Source organism: Herbaspirillum sp. GW821-FHT09A12, assembly GCF_059418325.1.
Window position 1 is genome coordinate 544,197 of sequence record NZ_JBWKPR010000002.1, and the last position, 18,711, is coordinate 562,907.

At 57.8% G+C, this 18,711-nt stretch carries 17 protein-coding genes; 10 read left to right on the forward strand and 7 right to left on the reverse strand.

Annotated elements, in window-relative coordinates; all coding sequences use genetic code 11:
- The first annotated feature begins 113 nt into the window (after positions 1-113).
- Both AC07N6_RS07635 and AC07N6_RS07640 read left to right on the forward strand, forming a co-directional pair.
- Positions 114-1,508 (forward strand): M20 family metallopeptidase, encoded by a 1,395-nt coding sequence (locus AC07N6_RS07635; RefSeq protein ID WP_494779709.1) that lies wholly within the window; start codon positions 114-116, stop codon positions 1,506-1,508.
- Between the two features lie 114 nt (positions 1,509-1,622).
- On the forward strand, positions 1,623-2,936 hold the full coding sequence (locus tag AC07N6_RS07640) for an MFS transporter (RefSeq protein WP_494779710.1): 1,314 nt from the start codon (positions 1,623-1,625) through the stop codon (positions 2,934-2,936).
- Positions 2,937-2,984: 48 nt separating this feature from the next.
- On the opposite strand, the gene AC07N6_RS07645 is transcribed toward AC07N6_RS07640, so the two are convergent.
- Positions 2,985-3,875, reverse strand: a complete 891-nt coding sequence (locus AC07N6_RS07645; RefSeq protein WP_494779711.1) for a LysR family transcriptional regulator — start codon at positions 3,873-3,875, stop codon at positions 2,985-2,987.
- 132 nt (positions 3,876-4,007) lie between these two features.
- Between AC07N6_RS07645 and AC07N6_RS07650 the strand changes: the two genes are divergently transcribed.
- Positions 4,008-4,703: an NADPH-dependent F420 reductase gene (locus AC07N6_RS07650; protein WP_494779712.1), complete on the forward strand. Its 696-nt coding sequence runs from the start codon at positions 4,008-4,010 to the stop codon at positions 4,701-4,703.
- A 41-nt stretch (positions 4,704-4,744) separates the two neighbouring features.
- Complete coding sequence (locus AC07N6_RS07655) at positions 4,745-5,362, forward strand: hypothetical protein (protein ID WP_494779713.1); 618 nt, start codon at positions 4,745-4,747, stop codon at positions 5,360-5,362.
- Positions 5,363-5,545: 183 nt separating this feature from the next.
- Here the strand turns inward: AC07N6_RS07655 and AC07N6_RS07660 are convergent, their stop codons facing one another.
- Positions 5,546-6,280 carry an SDR family oxidoreductase gene (locus AC07N6_RS07660; RefSeq protein ID WP_494779714.1) on the reverse strand — a complete coding sequence of 245 codons (735 nt, stop codon included), beginning with the start codon at positions 6,278-6,280 and terminating at the stop codon, positions 5,546-5,548.
- Positions 6,281-6,738: 458 nt separating this feature from the next.
- Between AC07N6_RS07660 and AC07N6_RS07665 the strand changes: the two genes are divergently transcribed.
- Positions 6,739-7,671 (forward strand): VOC family protein, encoded by a 933-nt coding sequence (locus AC07N6_RS07665; protein ID WP_494779715.1) that lies wholly within the window; start codon positions 6,739-6,741, stop codon positions 7,669-7,671.
- Between the two features lie 36 nt (positions 7,672-7,707).
- Here the strand turns inward: AC07N6_RS07665 and AC07N6_RS07670 are convergent, their stop codons facing one another.
- Both AC07N6_RS07670 and AC07N6_RS07675 read right to left on the reverse strand, forming a co-directional pair.
- On the reverse strand, positions 7,708-9,006 hold the full coding sequence (locus tag AC07N6_RS07670) for an MFS transporter (protein WP_494779716.1): 1,299 nt from the start codon (positions 9,004-9,006) through the stop codon (positions 7,708-7,710).
- Positions 9,007-9,057: 51 nt separating this feature from the next.
- Complete coding sequence (locus tag AC07N6_RS07675; protein WP_494779717.1) at positions 9,058-10,047, reverse strand: quinone oxidoreductase family protein; 990 nt, start codon at positions 10,045-10,047, stop codon at positions 9,058-9,060.
- On the opposite strand from AC07N6_RS07675, the gene AC07N6_RS07680 reads away from it, so the two are divergent.
- Positions 10,031-11,044: a LysR family transcriptional regulator gene (locus tag AC07N6_RS07680; protein ID WP_494779718.1), complete on the forward strand. Its 1,014-nt coding sequence runs from the start codon at positions 10,031-10,033 to the stop codon at positions 11,042-11,044. The two genes, AC07N6_RS07675 and AC07N6_RS07680, sit on opposite strands and share 17 nt — an antisense overlap.
- A 100-nt stretch (positions 11,045-11,144) precedes the next feature.
- Here AC07N6_RS07680 and AC07N6_RS07685 read toward each other — a convergent pair whose 3' ends face one another.
- On the reverse strand, positions 11,145-12,524 hold the full coding sequence (locus AC07N6_RS07685) for an NAD-dependent succinate-semialdehyde dehydrogenase (protein ID WP_494779719.1): 1,380 nt from the start codon (positions 12,522-12,524) through the stop codon (positions 11,145-11,147).
- Positions 12,525-12,820: 296 nt separating this feature from the next.
- On the opposite strand from AC07N6_RS07685, the gene AC07N6_RS07690 reads away from it, so the two are divergent.
- Positions 12,821-13,792, forward strand: a complete 972-nt coding sequence (locus AC07N6_RS07690; protein WP_494780258.1) for an AraC family transcriptional regulator — start codon at positions 12,821-12,823, stop codon at positions 13,790-13,792.
- A gap of 33 nt (positions 13,793-13,825) precedes the next feature.
- Here AC07N6_RS07690 and AC07N6_RS07695 read toward each other — a convergent pair whose 3' ends face one another.
- Positions 13,826-14,005, reverse strand: coding sequence for a hypothetical protein (locus AC07N6_RS07695; RefSeq protein WP_494779720.1), 180 nt, complete (start codon positions 14,003-14,005; stop codon positions 13,826-13,828).
- 10 nt (positions 14,006-14,015) lie between these two features.
- On the opposite strand from AC07N6_RS07695, the gene AC07N6_RS07700 reads away from it, so the two are divergent.
- The 3 genes from AC07N6_RS07700 to AC07N6_RS07710 all read left to right on the forward strand — a co-directional run bounded on the left by AC07N6_RS07700 (position 14,016) and on the right by AC07N6_RS07710 (position 16,860).
- Complete coding sequence (locus AC07N6_RS07700; RefSeq protein ID WP_494786248.1) at positions 14,016-14,378, forward strand: DUF2946 family protein; 363 nt, start codon at positions 14,016-14,018, stop codon at positions 14,376-14,378.
- A gap of 152 nt (positions 14,379-14,530) precedes the next feature.
- Complete coding sequence (locus AC07N6_RS07705) at positions 14,531-16,699, forward strand: TonB-dependent receptor (protein ID WP_494779722.1); 2,169 nt, start codon at positions 14,531-14,533, stop codon at positions 16,697-16,699.
- A 5-nt stretch (positions 16,700-16,704) separates the two neighbouring features.
- Positions 16,705-16,860, forward strand: coding sequence for a hypothetical protein (locus AC07N6_RS07710; RefSeq protein WP_494779723.1), 156 nt, complete (start codon positions 16,705-16,707; stop codon positions 16,858-16,860).
- Between the two features lie 113 nt (positions 16,861-16,973).
- On the opposite strand, the gene AC07N6_RS07715 is transcribed toward AC07N6_RS07710, so the two are convergent.
- Entirely contained in the window at positions 16,974-18,659 is a 1,686-nt protein-coding gene (locus tag AC07N6_RS07715) for a cyclic peptide export ABC transporter (protein ID WP_494779724.1), read from the reverse strand.
- Positions 18,660-18,711: the final 52 nt, after the last annotated feature.

Below are 18,711 nucleotides of genomic sequence, written 5' to 3' on the forward strand. Positions count from 1 at the left end.
CTCCGATGGTCTTCTAATATTTAGAAGGGGTATCTCTCAATATAGCAATTTTAAAGAATGCCCACCAGCACTAGACTTGCTGCCATAAACATCAATCCGACGATCAAGGGCTTATGAATAAAGCATCAGCGATGAAAAGCGCCAAAACCCACTACGCCGAGGGGCATCTGCAAGCTGCTATCGAGAAACGGGTTTCATTTAAAACAGAAAGTCAGGCTCCAGAACAGGCCGCGGTTTTACGCGCCTATCTGAAAGACGAACTGGAGGCGGTGCTCACTCGCCTGGGATTTACCTGTCACATCGTCGAGAACCCGATTCAAGGAAAACCGCCTCTCCTCTTCGCAGAACGCCACGAGGGGGACGAGCTGCTCACCGTCCTGACATACGGACACGGCGATGTCGTACGCGGTTACGACGATCAATGGAGCGATAACGTCGATCCATGGAAACTCACTGTCAAAGGCGACAAATGGTATGGACGAGGCACGGCCGACAACAAGGGGCAGCACTCAATCAATCTCGCTGCGCTGGAGATGGTCATCAACGCGCGCAACGGACGCCTTGGTTATAACGTCAAATGCCTGTTCGAAACCGGGGAAGAAATCGGTTCGCCGGGATTGAGGAAATACTGCGAGTTGAATGCGTATCAACTCAACTCCGACGTCTTCATTGCGTCGGACGGACCGCGACTGAGCGCCGGTCAGCCAACAATTTTCCTGGGCTCGCGCGGCTCAGTCTTGTTCGAACTCTCAGTCAATCTCAGAAGTGGCGGTCTGCATTCGGGAAACTGGGGCGGACTGATGCGCAATCCCGCAACGATACTGGCAAATGCGTTGGCAAGCATGGTCGACAAAAACGGACGCATTCAAGTCGCAGATTTACTCCCTCCGCCGATATCGCCATCGCTTAGGCAGGCGCTTGGCAAGCTCCCAATCAACGACGAATTGATGGGACGCCCGATCGATCACGAGTGGGGAGAGCCATCCTTGTCTTCGGCAGAAAAACTGTTGGGCTGGAATACGCTTGAAATCCTGGCGTTTACCTCCGGCAACCCCAGCAATCCCGTCAACGCGATTCCGCCACATGCGAAGGCCTTTTGCCAGCTTCGCTTTGTGGTCGACACACGCTGGCGAGAACTGGAAACGATCCTGAGAGCACATCTGGATCAACACGGTTTCGCTTCTGTCGACATTCAGATTCAACGAGGCACCGCGGCTACGCGACTTGACCCGGACAACGCCTGGGTGAAATGGGCTGAGCAATCCATGAAATCGGCCGTCAACAAGGAGATAGCGATATTGCCCAATCTGGGCGGCACCTTGCCTAACGATGTCTTCGCGGATGTATTGGGACTGCCCACTTTGTGGGTACCGCACTCTTACCCCGGTTGTGCGCAACATGCGGCAAACGAACACATGCTCGGCTCGATTGCTGGCGAAGGAATGCAAATCATGACCAGCTTGTTCTGGGATCTGGGCGAACTTCACAAAGATCAGTTCAAGTCCTGATCAAGTCCTGAAAAAGATGCCATGAGCAATGCATTCTGTCATCAGTTGCGGGGACAGAGACGCCCCATGGTTCGACTATCGCAATAATTCTTCGAAAGAAACGGAGTCATCATCATGCCAGCACAAGCGAGCCAATTTCCCTCTGAGGCGGCCATAGAAAAAAAGGGAACGTTGTTAACGAGAGCTGTTGGAGCCTCTCTGATCGGCAATACCTTGGAATGGTTCGACTTGTCTGTGTATGCGTATTTTGCCGTCACCATCGGCAAGGTATTTTTCCCCTTAAACGATTCCTCCCTGTCATTGCTGATGGCATTCGGTACGTTCGGTCTTTCATTTCTTATCCGGCCGGTAGGGGCAATGGTATTGGGCGCCTATGCGGACCGGGCCGGCAGAAAGAAATCCTTGAGTATCTCCCTCAGCCTGATGTTACTCGGCACATTGATGATTGCAGTCATGCCGTCTTATGCCGCCATCGGTGTATTAGCGCCTGCCGGCATGATGTTGGCGCGTCTACTGCAAGGCTTCTCCGCCGGCGGTGAATTTGGCAGTTCCACTGCTTTCATGATGGAGCACGCACAGCAAAGAAGCCGAGTTTTTGTCGCCAGTTTGCAATTTGCAAGCCAGGGATTCGGCGTAGTGATTGCATCGCTGTTCGGTTATTTTCTGACCAAGAATTTGTCTGCCGCTGCGATGCAAGATTGGGGATGGCGCGTTCCTTTTTTCTTCGGTTTGTCGATTGCGCCCGTCGGTTTGTACCTGCGGAGCAAGGTCGAAGAAAGCCCCGAGTTCACCAACCAGGCCAAAAATAAGGATGCGCATACGGTCAACAAGCCGATATCCAATCTCTTTCGTTCTCAGAAATTATTGATGCTGGTCGCAGTAGGCGTGTTGATCATTTCCACAGCCTCGACATTCTTGATCAAGTACATGCCGACCTATGCGGTAGAAAACCTGAAACTATCGCAATCCGCTGGCTTTTTGGCGACCTTGCTCGCCGGTCTCATACTGACATTTGTGACGCCTGTTGTCGGTTTGATGGCAGACAGAATCGGGCGAGTCAGGATCATGTTGGGGGCCGCAATCGTCTACATCGTGTTGGCGTACCCGTTCTTTCTCTGGTTGAACGCCAATCCCACCGATACGTCGTTGCTGCTTGTGGTAGGCATGATCGGATTGATCAAGGCCATCTATTTCGCGCCGCTGGCATCGATCATGTCTGACATTTTTCCTGTTGAAACTCGTGTCACTGGCATGTCTCTCAGTTACAGCATCGGTGTAAGCGTATTCGGCGGATTTGCGCCTGCCATATCGATTTTCCTGATCAAGATAACGGGAACTCCCATTGCGACCAGTTACTACCTGATCGCGGCTTCCGGCCTAAGTATTTTTTCTTTGGCTGTAGCGGCAATCAAACTAAGAGTTAGATAAACATCACTCTTCGAAATCGTGGGGCATCCCGGACCTGTCGCATCCCACTCAGGGCAAACTCGGGAGGTTTTCGGGCCCAAGTTCCCGCGTGATCAGATCGACAAAGCTGCGTAGTTTGCTCGTCATTCGCCTGTCGGCATGGAACAGGAGGTGCATCGGTCGCGACGGGGCATCAAAGTCCGGCAGGATGCGCACGAGCTTCCCGCTGGCGATGGACGATCGCGCCAGATCTTCCGCAATGAAGACGATCCCAAAACCTTCCAGGGCGCCGGAGAGCAAGGCGGCGGCGTTGTTCACCTTTAGCTGGCTGTGGACGCTGACGTCGATTTTGCGACCATCACGCACGAATCGCCAATCGGCCGACAAGCCTCGTGTACCGGCATAACCAAGGCATTCGTGTTCCTGCAGGTCCTTCGGACTGGAAGGGAGTCCCCGTTCCTGAAGGTAAGCCGGTGATGCGCAGGCGAGCAAGCGAAATGGGCGCAGCGCACGCGCCGTCAACGACGAGTCTGCCAGCCGGCCGATTCGGAAGACGGCCTCAAAGCCTTCCTCGATCAGATCCACGTAGCGGTCATTAAGGATCAATTCGATCTCGACTTCGGGATGCTCGCGCAGGTAGCGGGTCACGAGAGGCATCAGCGTTTGCGAGCCGAACGACACAGGGGCATTGATGCGCAGGCGCCCGCGCGGAATGCCGGTGGCGTTGTCACCTGCCGCATCTGCCCATTCGGCCTCTGCCAGCACCAGCTTGCAGCGCTCGTAGTAGGTCTTCCCGATCTCTGTTAGGCTCTGGCGCCGGGTCGTGCGGTTGAGAAGACGCGTTCCGAGACGCGATTCCAGGTAGCCGATATGTTTGGCGACCATTTGCGGCGACATTGCCAAGGATACGGCGGCGGCGGCGAATGAGCCCATATCGACGACCTTGACGAATGTTGCCATGCTAGCGAGTCGATCCATTAACCACCCTGAGTTGTTAGAGTAATGCCATATTGGCTGTTTATTATATAGTTGGTGGTTAATATACTTCATTCCATCGGTTGTCCTGTGTCGACACCGGCAAAAGGAATGAATATGAAAATTGGAATCATCGGCTCAGGCCAAATTGGCGGCACTCTTACACGTCGGTTCCGCTCCGTCGGCCACGATGTCACCGTAGCCAACTCGCGCGGCCCGGCTTCCTTGGCCGGCTTGGCGCACGAGACCGGCGCGCGCGCCGCGTCAGTTCACGAGGTTGTACGCACCTCCGAACTCGTGGTCCTGGCCATACCGCTCAAGAACGTTGAGTCCCTGCCCCTTGGCCTGTTTGCCGACGCCCCGCCCGGTTTAATCGTCATCGACACCAGCAACTACTATCCGCGCCAACGCGACGGTCGCATTGCCGATATCGAAGCCGGCACCACCGAAAGCGGCTGGGTGCAGCGACAGATAGGGTGCCGCGTCGTCAAGGCGTTCAACTCGATTTTTGCGCAAAGTCTCCTTGAAAACGGCCGGCCTGCCGGCACGCCGGGACGAATTGCGCTGGCGATCGCCGGCGACGAAGCGGACGAGAAAGCCATCGTCGTGAAGCTGCTGGATCAAATCGGTTTCGACACCGTGGATACCGGAACGATCGCCGAATCCTGGCGCCAGCAACCTGGCACACCCGGCTACTGCCAGGACTTTGATTCCGCGGGAGTGCACGCAGCGTTGCAACAGGCTCAGCAAGAGCGTACCGCCGAGTGGGCCGGGACTGCGAGCAGCCCCGGCACGTTTGAGTCGCCCCTTTGATGCCCGACATCCCCCATTCGATTTCACCCCCTGGATCGTCCATGAAATCCAATCGTTTTCTCCGTACCTTGATGGCCACGCTGATCATGACGTCAACTTTCGTCGGCGTGCGGGCACATGCCGCAGATTCATCATCAGTGATGGACAAGCTCAACGAATTCGGTCCCGAAGCCCAGGCCCTGGTTCGACGTACCGGAACCTGGGACGTCACCATCACAAACTGGGCTGCGCCGGACGCGGCGCCTGTCATCCTCAGCGGGCTCGTGGCCGAACGCCGAATGATCGGGCCGATGCTCGAAGAGGTCCTGCATCCGATTGCTGGCGCAACTGGAGCGTCCTTCAGCCGTGCAGATTTTTTGACGTTCAATCGACTTGAAGGGCGGTGGCAATATATGTCCATGGACAGCCGTGTCCCGGACGGACTGATGTCTGCCTTCAGTCTCGATGCGGACCCGGAACAGCGCATATTCATGACCTTCCTGCCCTTCGCCACACCAAACATCAATGGGGCAAGCGCGATCGGGCAAATGTTCCGCATGGAGCAGGTGATCGTGCGGCAGGACGCAGACCATGAAGAAAAAGATCAATACTTCACTGCCGCCGGGAGTGCCCCTGTCAAGTGGCTAGGAAATCGCTACAGCTACACGCGTCGTAAATGAACTCGACTTGCGAGTTCTCGGGCGAGCTGGACGCTCGCCCGAGAACCAGTTGGAAAACATCAGGAAGATGGCGCGGCTATGTTGCCTTTTCGTTGGAACAGCATATTGATGTGAGCATGAGTAATGTGACGGATCAAATTTGGATCGGCACGGTGATCCAAATTTAGGTCGGCGCCAACAACATCACCACGGAAGCGTCTCGCTCATATGCGAAAAAGTGCCTGAAGGGCCCGAATCATCAAGCAACGCCATCTCGACGCTGGACTTCGCCCCCGCTTCGACATTGAGTTCACCCTGGCCGCCGTTCATGTCCGTCATCACGTAGCCCGGATGCACCGCGTTCACCTTGATCGAAGACCCTCTCAGCTCGTAAGCCAAATGGACGGTCCACGCGTTGACGACGCTCTTGGAGGCGTTGTAAGCAGGCAACTTGAAGTCGTAGATGGGCGACGCGGGGTCTGTGTGCAAACCGAAGGAACCGAGCTGACTGGAAAGATTGACGATGCGTCCTGAGGCTGAAACCTTGAGCAGCGGCAGGAAGGCCTTGGTCACCTCCACTACGGCAAATACATTGGTGTCGAAGGTCTCGCGCCAGACTTTCAGCGACTGCTCCGACGGCTTGCGATCCATCGCGTCCAGCAGCACGCCGGCGTTGTTGATCAAGATGTCGAGGCGGCCAAACGTGGCTTGAACATGCGCGGCCGCGGCAGCGATACTGTCTGAATCAGTGACGTCCAGCGCCACGGGATCAACGCGCAGCCCTTCCAATTGAAGGACTTCAGCGGCCTTGGTGGCGGTGGTCAAGTTGCGCCCTGCAAGTAGTACATGGATACCCACTTGAGCGAGTTGACGGGTGGTCTCAAGCCCAATGCCACGAGTGGCGCCTGTAACGAGAGCAATTTTTTGATAAATAGTCATGATGAAGTTGAATGATTTAAAAAGGGCCTCGCTGCTTTGTAGTCCGGACGGAAACTCTCTAGCTTGTTGAGGTGTTAGATCTATGTCTGCAAGTGATGAATTGCTAGCTTAATTTGAGCTGGCGACGCAATAAAGCTACCGATAGACCATAGTCTCTCAACCCGCAGTGTTAAATGCGGCAGCTGTTCCTTCAACGGTATGAATTCGCAATCCAAAGATGTCTGCCGCTGGTGAAAGCAGTCGTAGTTAACCGATTCATTATCCACTGTCAGTGGGGAGACTCAACTAAAAAGACTCATTTATCCCCCGAGACATAAGAGGTTAAATAGAACTCATCTCACTCCTATTTATGAGATGAGTTCTAGCCTCACCACACAATCTGAGGATTCAGCTATGTTTCTATCTAACGCCTATCGGGATGAAAAATGATTAGTCGACGTAGATTTTCGGGAATCGGATTGGCCGGCCTGGCAATGTCTTTGCCTGCTCATCATGCTATCGCGAAAATTGTCTCGCCGTCCGATCCGCAACGGCTAAAACCTCTTACGGTTGAGCGACTGGATCGCATTGTAATGGTGGCTGGCGATCTCGACCTTCTTGCGCGGTTCTATACGGCAATTGGGTTCACCGTCGATGACGCTCGGCCCGCGCCGGTCCACGCGCAACTGGCGCATGCCAGATCCGCCACTTCACGAATGATGACGGTTGGCAATGACAAGATCGAGCTGGTTGCCTTCGACCCGCCTGGTGCGGCCTACCCGCAATTGGTCAGGTCTACCGATCCTTGGTTTCAACACATCGCCCTCGTCACACCCGATATGGAGGTAGCGATGGCGCAGTTGCACGGAACGGAAGGTTGGACACCAATCAGTCGCGACGGCGCTATTGAACTGCCGAGAGAACTATTAACTCGGCTAGGTCGCAAGACCGGTGGCCTCAGCGTATTCAAGTTTCGTGATCCCGAGGGGCATGCGCTGGAATTCACATCCTTTCTCGGAGCGCCTCCCCCGCAATGGGTGGGTTCTGGTCCTGGGTTGCTCGGCTACGACCACTCTGTCATCGGGGTAGCGGATGCGGCACGCAGCACGGCCTTCTATCGCAAATTCTTCGGTATGACTCTTGGCGGCCGTGCCCAGTCGCGTGCTCACGAGCAAGAGGTGGCCGATGACGTCAACGATGTCGTCGTAGACATTGTCGAGATGCTGCCCGCGCGTGCCGCCACGCCGCATGTGGAATTCCTTGCTTATCACGGCTACCACGCCCACCCGCCAGTTCTTATCGGTCCTCGTGATCGCGCCGCAACCCGCCTGGTTCTGGCAACAACCGGTGTTGTCACACCCAGGCTGCTGCAAGATCCAGATGGGCACTGGATCGAGCTGGTTCCAGCATAGACGCGAAGCGGCGTCCGACCAAAACAGATGTACAACTTAGATTACGACATCACCTTTCGCGATTTTCTTCGCCATTGACCCGGCCCCGTTTTGATATAGCGCTAACGTTGCGCCCAAACCGAGCAATGCGGCGCCACTCAGCCAGATGCCAGGAGCCGCACGGTTGTCGAGTACATGGATCAGGTAAGTGCATGCCACGGGGGTAAAGCCGCCGAAGGTCGCCGTCGCCAGACTATAGGCAAGCGAAAAACCTGTGGTGCGCACGGCGACCGGCATGACCTCGGTTAATGCCACCACCATCGCGCCGTTGTAGGTGCCGTACAGGAACGACAGCCACAACTCAACTGCAAGCAAGCGCTCGAAACTTGGATGGGACACCAGCCATGCCAGTGCCGGATAAGCCGTCGCGATCGCCAGAATCGTGGAGAAAACCAGTAACGGCTTGCGCCCGAAGCGATCGGACAGGGCCCCCATGACTGGCAGCCAGATGAAGTTTGAAACACCCACTAACATGGTGACCAGGAAGCTGTCGACGTTGGAAAAATGCAGTTCGTTCTTCGCAAACGTCGGCGTGTACGCCGTGATGAGATAAAACGATACCGTCGTCATGACGACCAGGCCGGCGCCCGCGATCACCACGCGCCTGTTCTCCACAATCGAGCGCATGATTTCGGCCAGATCCGGCCGATGCTTGCGCGCCGCAAACTCAGGGGTTTCTGCCAGGGAGCGGCGAATGAAAAAGATGGCCGGCACGATCAGGCAGCCGAACAGGAACGGAACACGCCATCCCCACTGGGACAACTCGGGCGGACTCAGCAGTGCCGACAGCGCGATGCCGATCGCTCCCGCGACGACTACCGCAACCTGTTGGCTGGCAGATTGCCAACTGACGAAGAAGCCTTTGCGATGGGGCGGTGCAATTTCGGACAGATAGACGGATACACCGCCAAGTTCGACGCCGGCGGAAAAGCCCTGCAACAGGCGCCCGACAAGCACCAGCAACGGCGCCGTGACACCGATGGCAGCGTAACCCGGCATGAACGCGATGAGCACTGTGCCCAGGGCCATGAAGACCAGCGTCACGATCAAGCCTTTACGCCGCCCATGCTGATCGATGTACGCGCCGAGCACAATGGCGCCGATCGGCCGCATCAGAAAACCGGCGCCAAAGGTGGCCAGCGACAGCATCAGCGAAGCGAATGCATTGGTATTCGGGAAAAATGTCTGGGCAATCGACGTGGCATAAAAGCCATAAATCATGAAGTCGAACATTTCCAGAAAGTTGCCGCTCACTACCCGGAACACCATTGCGCCCCGGCCTTGATTTGATGCCATATCTGTCTCCTGATTGATGCATTGTGATGGCCGGTATGCGGCCTTTTTTATCTAAAGTTGCAGGATCGGCTTGCCGACTTGTTGCCGGCTTTCGATGCGGGCGTGCGCCTGCTCCACGGTGTCAAACGAGTAGGAAGCCGCAATGTCCACCTGCAGCGAACCGTCGAGCAAAGCGGAGAAAATCGCATCGGCTCTGCGCTGCACTGTCTCCCGGTTCATCATGTGGTCGGCCAGGCGCGGGCGGGTGAGGAACAATGAGCCGGCTTCGCCCAGCTCTATCGGATCGAGATCGGTGAGAGAGCCGGACACATTGCCATAATTGACGATCAACCCATGCCTTTTGCAGGCACGGAAACTATCTCGCAGGGTCGCTTTGCCGACCGGATCGAACACCACATCCACGCCATCGCCACGGGTGGCTTCGCGAACCTGGTCGGCGATACCACCGCCTGAATAGTCGAACGCATGATCGGCGCCGCACCGGATTGCCGTGGCGCGTTTTTCCGCCGAGCCTGCCGTGACAAATACCGTTGCCCCGCGGAGTTTGGCCATTTGCACCAGCAACTGGCCGATGCTGCCGGCGGCGGCATGAATCAGGCAGCTGCTGCCGGGCGCCAGGCGCGCGACATCTTCGATCAGATAGTGTGCCGTGGCGCCTTGAAAGATCGATGCGGCGGCCAATTGATGGGTAATGCCGTCGGGCAGTTTGGCGACCAGCGCCGCCGGTACCGAGGCGTAGTCAGCATAACTGCCCCAAGCGATGCACCAGGCCACGCGGTCGCCGACGGCGATATCCTGGACATCTTCGCCGCACGCGACCACTTCGCCGCTGCCTTCCATGCCGAGCGTGCAAGGTAAGCGCACGTTGTAGGTCTTCGAGTTCGCGTATTTCCCCTGGCGCGTGTGAACGTCCATGAAATTGATGCCGGCATACACCAGCTTGACCAGTACGTGACCGGCCTGGACTTGCGGTATGGGTACGTCTTTGCGTTTTTGCAGCACTTCCGGCCCACCGTATTGCTCTATGGTGATCGCTCTCATTGCCCTCTCCTCATCAGCTCAGAATTTTCTATTTCGTTCCTTCGGCAGGCATGGTAAAACAGCGATATACGTTAGAAAATTCCCTTTTTTCTCACCTTTACCGTTAAATTATTTACCGATGTTTGATTGGCAAGATCTTTATGTCTTCAGCGTGCTGGCACGCACGGAATCGCTTTCCGGCGCGGCCCGGGAGCTGGGCATTGAACATGCGACGGTGGGCAGGCGGCTGGAGTCTCTGGAGCGGGCATTAGGTTTGCGGCTGGTCGACAAACTCCCGCGCAGCCGCCCGTTGACTGCTGACGGGCGGGCCATTGCCGCTTTGGCGCAGAACATGGAGCAGATTGCCGGCTTGATAGAACAGCGCGCGCGTCCGGCGCTGATCGGATTGGCCGGTTCGGTCAGGGTGAGCGCCCCTCCCTCGCTGTCACGTGCGTGCATCGTGCCCCGTATCGCCGCGTTGAGAGCCAGCCATCCCCAACTGCGGCTGATTTTGCAGCCGTCCACAGCGGTAGACAACATGGGGAAAGGCGAAGCCGACATCGCTATTCGCACCGTCCGTCCGGAAGACGACGACCTGATCCAGAAAAAGGTCGGCGAGGTGCGATTCGGCCTCTACGGCACGCGCGAATTCAGCCGACGTCCGGTCGAGCAATGGACTTTCATTTCTTACGATGAATCGCTCGACCATCTGCCGCAGCAAGTATGGCTGCATCAGCTAAGAGGCGAACGCCCGATTGCGTTCTTCGCCAGCGATCTCATGTCGCAGCAAATGGCCGCGCGCGATCATGTCGGCGCCGTGGTGCTGCCGACCATGGTCGGCGATGCCGACGCCGAGCTGGTGCCGTTGCCGACGTCGTCAGCCGCGCCATCGCGCGATATCTGGATCATTGTTTATCCCGATATCCGGCGCAGTCCTCTGGTGGAAGTGGTGATGAATTTTCTGGTGGATTGTATTGCGCGTGAAACAAGGCTTGCCTCTCAGGAATTGCCAAAGTGACGCCGCCCCTGGCCTCCAGGCCTGCCTTGGGAAGGCCGTGGACGGCGGGGCAATTGGAGAGCGTCAAGCATCAACGCAACCATCAACGCAACAAAAGCCGCTACTTGTCCAATCCCCCCATGAGGACATACTTCACTTCAACATATTCCTCGATGCCATAGTAGCTCCCCTCACGTCCGAACCCCGAGTGCTTGACTCCACCAAACGGAATGGACGCGGTTCCGACGGAGCCCGAATTAAGGATCACCATCCCCGATTCGATGCCGCGCGACAGCCGGAAAGAACGAGCCAAGTCACGTGTAAATGCATACGCGACCAAACCATATTCGGTGTTATTCGCACGTTCAATGACTTCTTCTTCGGTCTCGAATTTGTAAATCGGGAAAACAGGGCCAAAGATTTCCGTCCTGGCGATTTTCATGCCGTCGTTGAGGTCGACCATGATGGTGGGGGAATAAAAGAGGCCCCCTTTTTGGTTCGCTGCGCCCCCCGATACCACCGTCGCGCCGGCTTGCCTGGTGTCTTCGACCAGGGACGCGACTTTGTCAAAGCCAATCTGGTTAACCAACGGGCCAACGACAAACTCTTCCTGCAGACCTTGGTCCACGCGGATCTTGGCCACCTTCTCAGCAACGGCTTGGACGAATCGATCGTGGATGCCGGCTTGCACATAGATACGATTGGGCGAAATGCAAACCTGGCCGGAGTTTCTCAGCTTCGCCGATATCAATCCATCCACCGCATCGTCGAAATTTGCATCGTCGAAAACGATAAACGGCGCGTTTCCACCAAGCTCAAGCGTCATTTTCTTCAAGGCCTTGCCGCTCGCCGCGGCGAGAACCTTCCCCACAGCCGTCGACCCGGTGAAGGAAATCTTGCGGATGCGGTCATCTCCCGTAAAGAATTCGCCAATTTCCTTGGGGTTGCCTGTCACCATCTCGAAAACGCCTTCTGGAATACCCGCTTTGCGCGCATATTCAAGCAGCTTATAGGCAGTCAGCGGAGTTTCTTCGGACGGCTTGATGACCATGGTGCAGCCGGCCGCCAGCGCGGTCGCGACTTTTCGCGTGATCATCATGAAAGGGAAGTTCCAAGGAGTAATGGCAGCGGTAGGACCGGCGGGCTCCTTAACAACCATGACTGAGGCGTTGGCGGCGTGCGAGGGGATCGTATCGCCATAGACACGCTTGGCCTCCTCTGCGTACCATTCTATGAAGCCCAGGCCATAGTCGATTTCCCCCATCGCTTCCAACAGGCATTTTCCATTTTCCTTCACGATGATCTCGGCGAAGATATTCTTGTCAGCACGAACGAGCTCGAACCAACGACGGAGGATATCGCCCCGCTCCTTGGCAAGCTTCCTGGACCAAGCAGGAAATGCCGCACAGGTCCTGTCAATGGCGGCCTTTATCTCGTCCTGCGACAGGTGGGGCACTTCTCCGACGACGTCCCCGGTGGCGGGATTGAACACTTTAATCATGGCATCAACTCCTTAAGCTAGATTGAAAAAGGGAGCGGCCGATAACACAAAATCGCAACGAACGATGGATTCCCGGCGGGAAATCTTCATCATCGCGCTCGCGCCTGATCAGGCGGCGTGGGGCTTACCGGCTACGTGATGCATGATAGATATGGATGGCGGGAGCATCTATGGCATCCAGTGTTTACGTCTTGCCTAATCCTTCAAATAACCGGATTTTCAGTTTTCGTGGTGGCAGAATATGCCTCGTGAGAGACGAAGAGTCAGAGGACATCAGCATGCATAAGAGACAAGCCATATCCGCAGCAGCGGATAGTAAAGCGGATAGTAGCGCGGATAGTGAAAGGGTCCGGCTACGAATGGTCGAGTTGCTGAAAATGCTGGCGCCCGACGAAGGTTATAACCTCTGCGCACTTCCGAATGTGCGCTTCTTGCGCTCCAATCGCCCTTTGCAGGCGACGCCGGTCCTTTACGATCCAGGTATCGTGATTGTTTGCCAAGGACGAAAACAGGGTTATTTCGGCGAGCAGACCTACATCTATGATGCCCAGCATTATTTGGCTGTGGCCGTTCCGGTTCCATTCACAATGGAGACACAGGCCTCTGAAAAAAAACCGTTACTGGCGATCTATATGCATCTGGATTTCAAGCTGGCGGCGGACCTGATCCTTTCCATCGATCAGTTCGGCGGCAACGGTCCATCACGGCCACGAGGAATGTTTTCAACGCCAATGGACGGACGGCTGCGTGATGCGGTGCTGCGCTTTTTGGAGGCCATGAGCACGCCACTGGAAGCAGAAATCCTCGGCCCCGCTTTAGTTCGCGAGATTTATTTTCACATTCTCTCCGGTGAGCAGGGCCCGTCAATACGCGCTGCCTTGTCTTCACAAGGACAGTTTGGGAAAATCGCCCGTGCCTTACGACGCATCCATTCCTCCTTCCAAACTGAATTGGACGTCGTCAATCTGGCCGCAGAAGCGGGTATGAGCCTGGGGACATTTCACGCCCACTTCAAGGCAGTGACCAATACCTCGCCTATCCAATACGTCAAATCAACCAGGCTGCATCAAGCCCGCCTGCTCATGGTTCGCAATGACATGACGGCTGCCGCCGCCAGCTATGAAGTTGGATATGACAGCCCGTCTCAGTTCAGCCGGGAATTTAAGCGCCTGTTTGGCAGAAGTCCGGTGGACGAAGTCCGCCGCATGAAAGCGGATTTTGCGATTCCACCTGCACAAGCGTCCTCCGCCTTCGTGTCGTCACACTAAAACCGGTTCGGGCGACGTTGTCTTCAGGGAGGCTTAACCTGCCCGCGACAATTCCCAAGCCGCGGCAAATTGTCGCATCGGGCGCCCCTCCTCAGAACTTGTAGATCCTTGTAAAACCTTCAGCAGCAAGGGTTTCAGCTCGAATCCCATCGATTTTCCAGTCAAACCGGATTCCTCAGCTCCGCCGCCGTCGGCATTAGAATCTGCGGCCATGCAAATGTCCTTGCCGAAGCTGCGCCTTATCGCCTGGATCACCATTGCCTCCATCCTGGCAATGCTGTGGTCCGGGACGATGCATGCGCGCGCCGGCGCCACGACGGTGCCGGCGTGGAACGACATCTGCTCGGTCTCCGGTGCGCCGGCTGCCGACCAAGGCTCGCCCGGAAAGAACGATGCGAACGCCCATGTCACCCACTGCGCCTTCTGCAGCAAGCAGGACATCGCTCATGCAATACCCGCGCGCTTCGACCTGCCGCAGCCATTTGCACGCCCATTGCGCGCGCAGCCACCCAGCAGCTTCACTCATCGCTCGTCGCCACCCTGGCTGAGCCGACACGCCCGCGGACCGCCGGCCAGCATGTCCTGAGCATGCGCTCCCGGCGTGCCATTTCCATGGCCACGCCGCCATGCGCCATACGAACACCATACGAACGCCGATGCCGATACCGCACATCGCGTCCGGCCTCCGTGCCGTCCATCGGCTTGCCCGACGACGGCCTACCCTGCTTTGACATCGACATGAACGCCATACAAAAACAACGAACCCTCGCCCTCCTCCATCTTCAGTTGCGCCGCACCCTGGCCTGCGCTCCCTGCGCGCTGCCTTTGCTCTGCCTGGCAGGCACCGTCCAGGCACAGGATTCCGGCGCCGCATTGCCGGAAATCACGGTATCCGCCCAAAGCCCGGCGCAATTGCAGAACCCGGTCGCAGTCGGTTCCAACCTGGATCTGACGCCCATGCAAACGCCGGCCAGCGTCAGCGTCATCACGCGCAAACAGCTGGAAGAACGCGGCGACGCCAGCATCACCGATGCCATCACCCGCGCGCCCGGCTACAGCAGCATGGGACATCCCGGCAACAGCGGCAGCGCACTGTCGGCGCGCGGCTTTACCGACGCCACATCGGTCATGCGCCTGTATGACGGCGTGCGTCAGTACGGCGGCGTGGGCGTCACCTATCCGTTCGACACCTGGAGCATCGATCGCATCGAAGTCCTGCGCGGCCCGGCCTCGGTGATCTACGGCGATGGCGCCATCGGCGGCGTGGTCAACGTGGTGCCGAAAAAGCCCACGCGCGGCAAGATCGAAAACGAGGTGGAAGCCACCGTCGGCACCCACAATACGCAGCGGCTGGGATTTGGCAGCGGCGGCGCAATCAACGACATGCTCTCCTATCGCTTCGACATCAGCGGCGACCGCTCGGACGGCTGGGTGGACCGCGGCAATTCCAACAACCTGAGCTTCTCCGGCGCGCTGCGCCTGGACGTCAATCCGGATTTCTTCGTACAGTTCAGCTATGCCCAGGGGCATCAGCGGCCCATGGCCTACTTCGGCACGCCGCTGGTCAACGGCCAACAGCTCGATGCCATGCGTGAGCGCAACTACAACGTCGGCGACGGCACCATCGACTACAAGGACCGCTGGGCCCAGCTGGAAGCGCAATGGACGCCGAACTCGGACACCACCATCCGCACCCGGCTGTACCAGATCAACAGCAACCGCTACTGGCGCAATGCCGAGCGCTATGTCTACAACGCATCGACCGGCCTCGTCGACCGCGGCGATGCGACCGAAATCCGCCATGACCAGTCGCAGACCGGCAATACCACCGATGCCACATTCAAAGGCCATCTGTTCGGCCTGAAGAACCAGGTGTCGGTCGGCTTCGACATCAACTCCGCTTCGTTCACGCATACCAACAACACCTATGCCGGCAGCTTCAGCTCGGTCAATCCCTACAGCTTCGACCCCGGCGCCTATGCCAGCGGCGTCGGCGTCCCCGCGTTCCTGCCGCGTTTTCGCACCCGGGCTTCCCAGTACTCGGTGTTTTCCGAAGACAAGCTGGACCTGACCGACAAGCTGACCGTGCTGGCCGGTCTGCGCTATGACCATTCCGATATCACGCGCACCGATCTGGTTAACGGCACCGGCGGCTTCGACCAGAGTTTTTCCAATCTCGGCTGGCGCCTGGGCTCGGTTTACGCCATTACGCCTGAGCTGAGTATTTATGGGCAGTATTCGAAGGCGGCCGCCCCTGTGAGCAGCATGTTGTTCATGACCCAGGCCAACAGCAAATTCAGTTTATCCACCGGCCGGCAGATCGAAGCCGGCGTCAAACAGGTGTTCTGGGACAAGCGCGGCGAATGGACGCTGGCGGTCTACGACATCCGCAAGAACAATTTGCTGACCCGCGATCCGTCCAATCCCAGCCTGAGCGTACAAGTCGGCCAGCAATCCTCACGCGGCATCGAGGCCAGCCTGGCGCTGGCGTTCGCGGAAAACTGGAAGCTGGATGCCAACGCCACCCTGCTGCGGGCGCGCTTCGACGACTTCGCCGAGTCGGTGGGCGGCGTCGCGGTCTCGCGCAGCGGCAACGTGCCGACCAATGTGCCCGAGCGCCTGGCCAATGTCTGGCTCAGCTGGAACTTCATTCCCGCCTGGACCGCCAGCGGTGGCTTGCAATACGTGGGGCAGCGCTATGCCGACAATGCCAACACGTTGAAGCTGCCTGCCTACACGACCACCGACCTGGCCCTGCAGTGGCAGGCCACCCAAGCCACCACGCTCACGCTGCGCGCCAACAACGTGTTCGACAAGCACTACTTCACCACCGCGTACTACACGAATACCCAGTGGTTGTACGGTCCCGGGCGTGAAGTGCAGTTGACGGTGAATCATCGCTTCTGAATGCGATGAGCGCGATCTCGTCACGCCTGCGACGCTGGACCTATCTGACGCACCGCTGGTGCGGCGTCGCGGGCTGGCTGCGGAACGTGACGCTGATCGTCCTGAGCCTTGGCGGCTTCTGCTTGTCGCTGACCGGGATCGTCATTGGAATTAATTATTAATTATTAATTATTAATTATTAATTATTAATTATTAATTATTTACAATAAACGCCTGGCCGACTATCTTTTAACGCAAGCATCAGACGATCTGAGATTTACGCTAGAGCATTCCATCATGCAACTAGCGCACCAACACCTTCCTCGCCAGCCTCCTGCTCATCAGATACGATGCGTCCATTCTCCATCCGTACTATGCGGTCGGCCAGGTGGAAGTACTGGTCGTCATGGGAGATCACAAGCACCGTCTTACCCGCCGAGCGCAACTGGCCTAGTACCTCGTTGTAGAAAACCCTCTTGAAGACCGGATCCTGATCCGCGGCCCATTCGTCGAAGATGAAGAAAGGCCGTTCTTCCAGCACCGCCACCACCAGCGCCAGTCGCTTACGCTGGCCCAGCGACAGCGAACGCGTCGTGAATGCGCCTTCCCTGATCTGCACCTTGTGGTGCAGGTAAAGCTTTTCCAGCAGTTGGTTGCCGCGCGCGTCCAGCGCGGCACCGCCGGTCTCCAGCAGGCTTTCGAACAGGTGGAAATCCGAGAATACGGTAGCGAACAGCTGCCGGTATTGCTCGGCCGGCACCGCCCCCTTCCCGCCGGCGCCCTCCTGCCACGACACCGGCAGCCCGTTGAGCAGGATGTCGCCTTCGCCTGGGCGATAAAGACCGGCCAGCAACTTGGCCAGCGTGGTCTTGCCGCTGCCGTTGCCGCCAACCAGGAACACTACCTCGCCCGGCGCGAACGTCAGGTCGATTGGCCCCATGGTGAAGAATTCGTCGTGCCGCTCGTGGTAATAGCGATGCAGCACGCCCGACAGCTGCAGGCGCAGCAGATCGGGCCCCGCCGTCGGCAGCGGCGTCCTGGCAGTTTCCGGCCGGCCGTTGTCCAATGCCTGCACCACCTCGTCGATGCGGCGCGCCGAGACCTTGGCCAGGTTGGCTCGCGGCACGTTCATCAGCAGGATTTCCAGCGGTGTGATCATGTAGATGAACAGCACCGCGTAGCCGGTCAGGATGCGCCCACGGTCCGGCACGTCGCCCACCAGCACGAACAGCACAAGGCCGATGAAGGCGTAGATCAGGAAGTTGCCCCAGCTCGACGCCGCCACGAAGATCGCCATGCCCAGCGAACGCTCGCGGCGCACCAGGTCAATCGACTGGCCCAGCACGTCCTGGCCGAACAGGCGGCGCTTCTTGCCGTTCAGGCGCAACTCCTTCGCGCCATCCAGCATCGAGCGGAAATGGCCGAACAGGCGATCCTGCTCGTTCGAGGCCTGGCGCAAGTGCCTGATGGCGCGCAGGTGGGCCAGGTGGTAACCCATCGCACCCAGCCCGATCACCAGCAGCGCGCAGGCGAACACTTGCCACGACAGCGTGGCCATATAGACCATGCAGCCTCCGACCACGATGGTATTGGTAAGAATGGCCGGGAAGCTGACGAAAAACGATGCCACGTTGGCGCCATGTTCGGTCAGCGCGGCCTGGATGGCCGGCGCGCCTACCTGCTCCAGGCGCGCGTAGTCCGCATGCAGCACGCGGTCGCAGATGAAGCTGCGCGACTGCGCGTGCGCGCCGTGCGCCAACCGTTCGAACAGGATGTTGCAGCTCATGTGCGCCAGCCACAGGCCCAGCACGGTCAGCGCGAAATGCAGCGCCGTCACGGAATGCCAGCCCGGCGCCTGCCTGGCCGCCAGCACGGCCGTGATCTGCGACACCATCAATACGCTGCACACTCCGCGCGCCACGCTGGCGGCGGTGGCGGCAGCCAGCAAGCCGCGCGATTGCCTGATCAGTTCTTTGAACACCGTCACTCCAGGGAACGGCCGCCAAGGGCCGGTATCAATGTGACGAACCGCG